Below are 8,269 nucleotides of genomic sequence, written 5' to 3'. Positions count from 1 at the left end.
GCCGATGGCGATACCTCTACAGCGACGCTAATCGTCAGCCTCGGCAACAGCGACGTCACTGTTAACCTGCCCAGCGTGGAAGACACCGGCACAATCGTTTCCGAAGCCGGCCTGGCCGCGGGCTCCAATGCTGCCGCCGATAGTGAAACCACCACGGGCAGCTTTAGCTTCGCAGCTGCTGACGGCCCGGCCACCATTAGTGTTAACGGTAACACTGTCGCCGCAGGCGATACCGTCACCGGCACCTACGGTACCCTGACCATCACCAGCATAGCCGCCGGCACGGTTGCCTATACCTATACGCTGGACGGTGCCACCAACGGTGATAACACTGCCGAAAGCTTTGCGATCCAGGTAGTGGATGCCGATGCGGATATCGCCACTGGTGACCTTACAATCAATATCGTTGATGACGAGCCCCAGGCCGGGGATTTTCTCGATCTCGCCGTCAACCAGGTGGCGGGCAGTTCCGCCAGCGGTACCAATAGCGGTTTTATAAGTGGTGCCGATGGCTGGCAGAGTATTGATGTTGTCGGTCCTGAAATCGAGGGCATCTACTACGGTTCCGAAACCACTGGCGAAGGCGATTCAATTGCCACGACGCTAACCGGTTATTCGACTGAGTCTGATACCGCAGTATTTACGCTTGAAGTGGACGCTTCAGGTAACTACGAGTTTACTTTGCTTTCAACAGAGGCTGGTTCAATCACCAATGTGACCTTGACAGGCGTTGTTGCAGCCGGACCTACAGGTTCCTACAGCTTCGGTGAAGGCGACAATATCGTGGAGGTCACCACCACCGACGGTAGCCAGGTAAATACCAGCACCAACGGCCTGGCGGTGGATAACCAGAACTTTGATGATGGTGAAAGCCTCACCTTCCTGCTTCCGGAGATCACCAACGGCGTTGGCTTCAGCTTCAACGTGGCCAGCAATGTGAAGGTTGCAGTCTCTATTGTTGATGTTGACGGTGTTGCTCGTGACCTCGGTGAGTTTGCCGCTGATGTCGATGGCAATGTCGTGGTTAATTCACAATGGGATTTCCAGAACGTTACATTGACCTCGGTGAATACCCCGAGCAACACCAAGGTCGAAGGTATTTCACTGATTGAAAATATCCTCGCCCAGGAGCAGGAACTGGCTTTCACGGTTAACGGCGTCGATAACGATGGTGATCCCACGTCTACCAGTGTAACGGTGATGCTTACTGCCGACGGTGAGGTTACGAGCCAGGTCGGGGTGAGTAACGATGCGGTGGCCGATGAAGATGATCTGCCGATCGTCGGTACAAATGATTCGGCGCCGGGTGACCAGGACACGGTGTCGACTGGCACCATCAGCTTTAACCTGGGCTCGGCGGCGCTGGCCTCCATCGCGCTGGCAACCTCCGACGATGTCACCGGGCTCACCACACTGGATGGCACTGAAATAGTAACCAGCTGGGATGCGGCCAATAATACCCTGTTGGGCTACAAAGCCGGCACCGTGGCCACCACTGTCGAAAACCAGGTGTTTACCGTTGAGCTGACGGATATCGGTGCGGGCTCGGCGAACTACAATGTCACCCTGCTACAGCCGGTTTCGCATCCGCAAAACAATGTTGAGGACGATCTCAGTTTTGATGTCACCGTCGCCATTTTTGATGACACCGGTGCCCAGGTAAACGGTAGCTTCAGCCTTACCATCGATGATGACAGCCCTGCCGCTGCGGCCTTTACCCAGATATTGGCAGTGCCGGTCAGTGACACGGCCATTGGCGAACTGACCGCCGGCTGGGAAAATGTCACCGCTACCAGTGGCAATGGCAGTGTTACTACCAGTGAGGATGCCGACGGTATCTATCTTCAGTGGGGTGGCAACAACGGTTCGGGTTATGACTTTGTGTTGGCCAGTGAACTGACCGGCGGCAACGAAGTGGCAACGGATGCCCGCTTTTCACTGGGCACGCTAACCCACAATAACTACCCTATATCCCTGAATTCGGCACTGCTTGCCACGGTTGATATGGAAGTGTCATTCACGCTGCTGATCGATGGTGTGCCGACCGAAGTCACTACCACCGTCGGTTTGACCCACACCGAAACACCGAACAGTGGCGCCTCGTCCGACCCTGCTAACGATGACATTATCGAGATAAGCAATCCCGATCAGGTACAGGTTATTACGGTAGGTGGCCGTGAGTTCCTGCTGAGCATCAGGGGCTTTATGGACAGCGACGGCAACCTGGTGACCACGGCGCGTACCACGGAGAACGACTCGACGTCATTCGAGCTGGTTGCGGAAATCAGCTCAACCGATGATTTGCCGGAGGTCAGCGGCATTGTGGCGCCGGAGTTCGGTGCCGACGGTGCAGCTGTCGGCGCTGTCGTTACCTGGGAAAATAACGGTGACACAGTGAGCAGCGGTGTTATTGAGGGCAGCTTCGGTAGCCTCACGGTGGCCGCTGACGGCAGTTACACGTACAGCATGAGCCGTAGCGGCCGTGACTCCATGGAGGATAATGTAGCCGCGGAGGACGTTTTCACTTACTACAGCACGGATGGTGATGGTGATACCGTAGCTTCTACCCTGACATTGTCTCTCCAGGGGGTCGCCAATACTGCCGATGGCAGCCCGACACCCTTGCTGGCAACCGACGGTGACGACATCTTCGCCTTTGCCCTGAGCGAGGAAGGTGACGTGCCCGCCGATGCAATCATCAGTGGCTTTGGTGACAGCGGCAATGATGTACTTGACCTTCGCGACCTGCTCCAGGGTGAGGAGGCCGAGGGTGCGGATCTTACCAATTACCTGAATGTGACCTTTGACGGTACCGATAGTATTATCGAAGTCAGCGTGAATGGTGGTTTCAACACCGGGGCACTCGCTGACCAGACCATCACCATGGAAGGTATTGACCTGGTGGGCGTCGATGATCTGGCCTCCGTCATTCAGGGAATGCTGGACTCGGGCAAGTTATCTCTTGACCAGTGACCCCCTAAGCTGTGACTCTTTCCCGGTGCGGCTGAGCGCCGGGTATTTTATGGAGCATGACTATTTCCGGAGCAGGGAATGCCGTATATAAAACGCGATAACACCGGCAATATTATTGCCGCAAGCCAGGTCGCGGATGCCGGGCTAGAGCAGATATCTGCCGATGACTCCGAATTGCAAGGGTTTCTCGGCAGCCTGGCAGAAGATGTCGGCCAGCTCAGTGCGACCGACCAGGACTTTGTCCGGGTGCTGGAGGATCTCGTTGAATTGCTGGTCAGTCGCGGCGTGATTCTGTTCACCGAACTTCCGCAGTCCGCCCAGCAGAAAATCCTGTTTCGTCAGCGTCTGCGCAATAAGCTGCCCGGTAGCCTGGACCTGTTGGGCGACGACTGAAGCCCTCGCGTATCATAGGCTCTGGTTTTCCGTAATCCATGGACCAGTGGCACCGTCAATCCCCAGCTCCAGGAGTTCCTGCCACTCGGCCGAGCTTTGCACACCTTCGGCGATTACAGTCAGGCCAATGGAGTGGCCGACGGTGCACAAGGTGCGCATCAGGGTCTGGTTGGCGGGGTTGGTGTCAATGTCCCGAATGAAGGAAGCATCGACCTTGAGGAAGTCCAGCCCTACATCGTGTAGCTGACCGAGTGCGCCGATCTGGTGGCCCATATGCTCAATGCCAATCTTGCAGTGGAAGGCCTTGGCGCGAACACATAATTTCTTGAAGCTCTGCAGCTGCCTGAAAGCGACTGATTCAGGCACTTCCAGCCACAGTTTCCCGGCAATGTCACCGTTGGCTCCAAGGCGGTCACCCAGCCAGTGCAGGAAGCTGGGTTCGACCAATGCGCCGACGGACAGGTTTACCGCAAGCGGTTGACCATTTACGGCGATCTTCTGCAGTGCCATGTCGACAACGCGTCTATCGAGTTCACCGGACAGCTCCAGCCGGTTGATCCAGGGCAGGAAAGTGCCGGCCGCGAACTGTTCCCCTTCCCAGTGCAGCCTTACGGGGGCCTCGTAGTGAAGGATTCCGCGATTTATATCCATCACCGGATAACTGGCCAGGGAAAATGCCTGTTTACTGAGCGCCTGTTCAAAAATTGTTTGCCAGTACTGCATTTTCTCCCGTACCGGGGTCACCTGTACATCACCTGCATAAACTATGCGCACCTCGGAGGTGTCTGCGTTTTCGGCGCTCGCGAGGCCGCCGTCAAGGCGTGTCATCAGGTTGCCGACCGTATCCCCGGGCGCAAACACGGTAGCGGCGCAGCGCAGGGCCACAGCATGTTCCATGCTACGATTCTCGATAACGGTGAGCAGCGTATTCTGCGCGTCTCGCGCGACGCTGCCGGCGTCAATGGACCGTGGTGCCAGCAAGGCAAAATCCGAACCATTCAATCGCGAGGCTGCCCAACGGCTATGCTGGCTTACAATTCGATTCAGCGCGGCACCGGTATCCGCCAGCAGCCTGTCTACGGCCTTGCGACCATAGGTACGGTTGAGATCAGCCAGTCCACCGAGACGTATCAGGGCGAGGGTCCCCGTTGCATTTATATCATCGTTTTCCAGCGTGGTCGCCAGGCCCTGCATGAAGGGTTCTCGATTGAGCAGGCCGGTGACCTTGTCCAGGTGAGCGTCGCGTTGCCATTTCTCCAGCCGGCTGGCCTCCTGGCGCAATATGGATCTGCTGCGCTCAGACAGCGCGTTCATGGCGCTGACTACACGTTTGAATTCAGTGGTATAGGGTTCGGGAATGGTAATGAAACGACGTTCGCCGATCGCCTCAGCCTGTTCTATGACGCCATCCAGAGGGCGCAGTATGATCCGCAGCAGATACCTGCCCAGCAAGCCGGCAATGATCATGGCAAGGAAAAAAACCAGTGCCAGTAACTGGGTGCTCTCCCAGAGCTCCTTGTAGGCGAAGCGCGAGTGACTGCGCAGGGTGAGTGTGCCTACCTGTTGCCACCCCGACTGCACACTGGCGAAACCGGGTTCAACGGTAATCGGCAACAGGCGCACAAACCAGCCGGGCGCTTCCTCTGTTTTACCGGTATCGGAGCGGCTGACAACGATATTGCCCTCGGGGTCACGCAGCTCGATCAGTTCATAATGACCCGTATCAAACTGTGCTGACAGTATCAGTTCCAGCATGACCGGGTCGGTTTCCTGTTGGGTCAGGGACAGGGCCAGTGCCGCCGCGTTATCCATATTCTTGAGGTAGAGCTGTTGTTCGAGATAGCTCTTGGCCGAAAGGCTGCTCACCACGAAGCTGCCGCCAAAGACCAGGACCAACAAAAAAATGATTGCCAGCCAGAGTTGTTTGAAGAGTGACATGCCAGTGCTCCGTTAGTATCTTGATTCAACCAAGGCCATCTGCGGCCATACGCTGCAGGAGGTTACGCCAGCGCGATAATCTGGCGCCGGGGTCGTTTGTTGCCGGCGAGTCAGCCGCACCCACCCACAGGCCCTTGCTGTTGAAGCCGAATACCGGTTTCAAATCCTCGCGCCTCGATGCCGGGCGGATTTCAGAAACGATATTATCCAGAATCAGGGGGTCAGCAGAGGATACGCTGTAATAGGCCAATACCATATGCGCCTGGGAGATATTACTGTGAGGGCCGCCTACTTGTGCCCTGACATAGGTGATGCGCATTTTATCCACATCGACACCGGCCAGCAGCAGGGTCATGTACTTGGCGACTGCGAAATCCTCGCAGTCGCCCTGCCGCCTGGCCATGGTTTCCAGGGGCGTGGCCCAGTAATCTTCCTGTTGCCATATATCGCGATCTTGCCGCCAGCGTATGAGCCGATTGAAAAAGGTATTAACGCGCGCTACTTTTTGTTCGTCGGCAAGTACTTCAATCTCGTCAATCAGTTGCCGCCAGCTCGCGACGGTTGCGGCAGTACTCGCGTTATACCGGGACAGCGCCAGTTGTTCCATCCGGTCCAGGTCTATGCTTGCGGGCACCAGTGTGCAGGCGAACACCGCACCCAGGATGATGGCAGCCCACTTACCGGCAATGAGGTGTCCGTTCACGCTATCGCCCACATAAACCCGTCATGCCGCTCCACAGAAGTAAGTCATTGCCAAATTCAATGCATCGTGCCAGAAAACCGAGATTACAGCAGCAGATAAATTTGTCACGGCATGTGCTGTGGCGTGATTGGCGGTCTCGGCTGCCGTCGGTGTTTTTTGTGACGGGGTTCAAGAAAATCTGGGGAAATGCCGGCCGACGCTCAAAAAAGTGTATTGGATGCAGGTATACTCGGCGTCGCGAAGGCGCGCTGACGATACTGGTACCGCAACCGACACTGTTGAACAGTGCGCGGACCAGCTGATGATCGCGGCATGGGGACTTGGCGGAAAATAACAGCAGTGCTTAACCAGGGATTTGTGAAAATGAAATATCAAGCAGGTTTGTTCAGTGTACTGATTGCGTCTTGTGCACTTTCGTCAGTGGCAATTCAAGCGCAGCCGGTAGCTGATTTTCGCACGGCGGTGACACAGGCCGTAATGACGAACCCCCGCGTTAACGCTGCCTGGTACGGTTTTGAGGCAACCCGTGAGGCCCAAAGGGCCGCCGAGGGGGGGTTCTACCCCAGCGTGGATGTCAGTACTGAAATCGGCCGGGAGGAGCGTGAAACCCCACTGGTCAATCTCGGTAGCTACACGCGCGATGCTACCCGCTTCACCATCACCCAGATGTTGTTCGACGGTTTCGAAACCCGCGAAGAGGTACGAGCGCTGGGATTCAGCAAATTGCGCCAGTACTACGAGCTGCGGCGGTCCTCCGAAGAAATTGCCCTTGAGGCAACACAGGCGTATCTCGATACGGTACGTTTTCAGAAACTGGTAGGGTTTGCAGAAGATAATTACGTCTTTCATCGAGAGGTGCACGACAAGATTGTTGAGCGCGCGGGTGGTGGTGTCAGCCAGGGCGTGGATCTTGAACAGTCATCCGCTCGACTGGCTCTCGCGGAATCCAACCTGTTGACGGAAACGACCAATCTTCACGATGTGCAGGCTCGCTTTCAGCGTATTGTGGGCGATCTTCCTGCGAACGACCTGGCAATGCCTGCAATTCCCGCGGGCATGATTCCGCAAATGCGCTCCGCTGCGCTGAACATGGCGTATGAAAAAAGCCCGGAAATAAATGCGGCTATCGAGAATCTGCGTGCTGCCCAAGCTGATGCCAATCGCACCAATGCCCCCTTCATGCCGACCGTGAATTTCCGCTACCGCAATGAGGTAGAGCACGATACGGATGGCTTTGAGGGTCGCTTTGACGAAGAGGCCGTGGAACTGGTCGTTAACTACAACCTGTTTCGAGGCGGTGCTGACAGCGCCCGCAAACGGGAGTTTTTCAACCGCTATAACGTTGCCATTGAAGAGCGTAAGGAAGCGTGCCTCAATGTCCGCCAGAATACGATAATCGCATTCAATGACATCGCGGCACTGGAGCAGCAGGTGGTATACCTGGACCGCAACCGTTTGTCACAGGATAAAACGCGCCGCGCCTACCAGGACCAGTTTGATATTGGGCAACGCACGCTGCTGGACCTGCTGGATTCCCAGAACGAATACTTTGACACCCAGCGCGCCTATATCAATGCCGAAGCAGCCATGCGGGGCGCGCAAACGCGCACACTGGCCAACATGGGCTTGCTGCTGGCGGCGATGGATGTTGATGGCCTTAACCAGGACCAGGTTGACCGGCTGAATCTGGAGCTGGCTCGGGGCGACGATGCCAACGCGCGGCACCTGTGCCCACCGGAAGCACCTCGTCCTGTAACCGTGGACAAGGAAGCGCTGCTTGCTCGCCTGGCGGATACCAATAGCCGTTATCGCGATGCGGGTGAAAATCGGGTGGCGTTATCCCTGAACGTCCAGTTTGCACTCAACTCGTCCATAATTACCGATGACTACGACGCGGAAATGGCTAATGCGGCGCAGTTCTTGATCGATAACCCGGCGGTGGTGGCTACGGTGGAAGGGCACACCGATATATCGGGTACGGCGGCCTACAATCAGTGGCTGTCGGAGCGGCGCGCCAATGCCGTGCGCACGGTGATGATTGAAAAATATGGGGTCGAACCTTCCCAGATTACCGCGGTGGGCTACGGACAGGCACGCCCGATTGCGAGTAACGATACAGAGGAAGGGCGCGCCCGAAACAGACGGGTCGACCTGGTGCTCGATAGCAACGGCGTCTGATTACTGCGCCCACATCCGGGTAACGGATGTGGGCTTTTTAGTCTTCGGGGTGGTGGGGCAGCCATGCCTGGTCGCCCCACCACC

5 protein-coding genes are annotated in these 8,269 nt (G+C 56.5%); 3 read left to right on the top strand and 2 right to left on the bottom strand.

All coding sequences use genetic code 11. The features are described 5' to 3' along the window. Together CWI75_RS15300 and CWI75_RS15295 are read left to right on the top strand one after the other, a co-directional pair. Window positions 1-2,973, top strand: a 2,973-nt coding sequence (locus tag CWI75_RS15300; RefSeq protein ID WP_146003611.1) for a beta strand repeat-containing protein, incomplete at its 5' end; no start/stop codon positions are given. 78 nt (window positions 2,974-3,051) lie between these two features. Continuing rightward, window positions 3,052-3,366, top strand: a complete 315-nt coding sequence (locus tag CWI75_RS15295; protein WP_101522390.1) for a hypothetical protein — start codon at window positions 3,052-3,054, stop codon at window positions 3,364-3,366. 12 nt (window positions 3,367-3,378) lie between these two features. Here CWI75_RS15295 and CWI75_RS15290 read toward each other — a convergent pair whose 3' ends face one another. Further along, window positions 3,379-5,304, bottom strand: a complete 1,926-nt coding sequence (locus CWI75_RS15290) for a bifunctional diguanylate cyclase/phosphodiesterase (protein ID WP_101522389.1) — start codon at window positions 5,302-5,304, stop codon at window positions 3,379-3,381. Window positions 5,305-5,329: 25 nt separating this feature from the next. Beyond that, complete coding sequence (locus tag CWI75_RS15285; RefSeq protein ID WP_241521254.1) at window positions 5,330-6,007, bottom strand: transglutaminase-like cysteine peptidase; 678 nt, start codon at window positions 6,005-6,007, stop codon at window positions 5,330-5,332. Between the two features lie 363 nt (window positions 6,008-6,370). Between CWI75_RS15285 and CWI75_RS18830 the strand changes: the two genes are divergently transcribed. After that, complete coding sequence (locus CWI75_RS18830) at window positions 6,371-8,185, top strand: TolC family outer membrane protein (RefSeq protein ID WP_101522388.1); 1,815 nt, start codon at window positions 6,371-6,373, stop codon at window positions 8,183-8,185. Window positions 8,186-8,269 lie beyond the last annotated feature (84 nt).

It is taken from the genome of Kineobactrum sediminis (assembly GCF_002868715.1).
Classification (GTDB): Bacteria; Pseudomonadota; Gammaproteobacteria; order Pseudomonadales; family Halieaceae; genus Kineobactrum; species Kineobactrum sediminis.
Note: the sequence above shows the minus strand (reverse complement) of the source record. Positions and strands in the feature narration are given on the sequence as shown.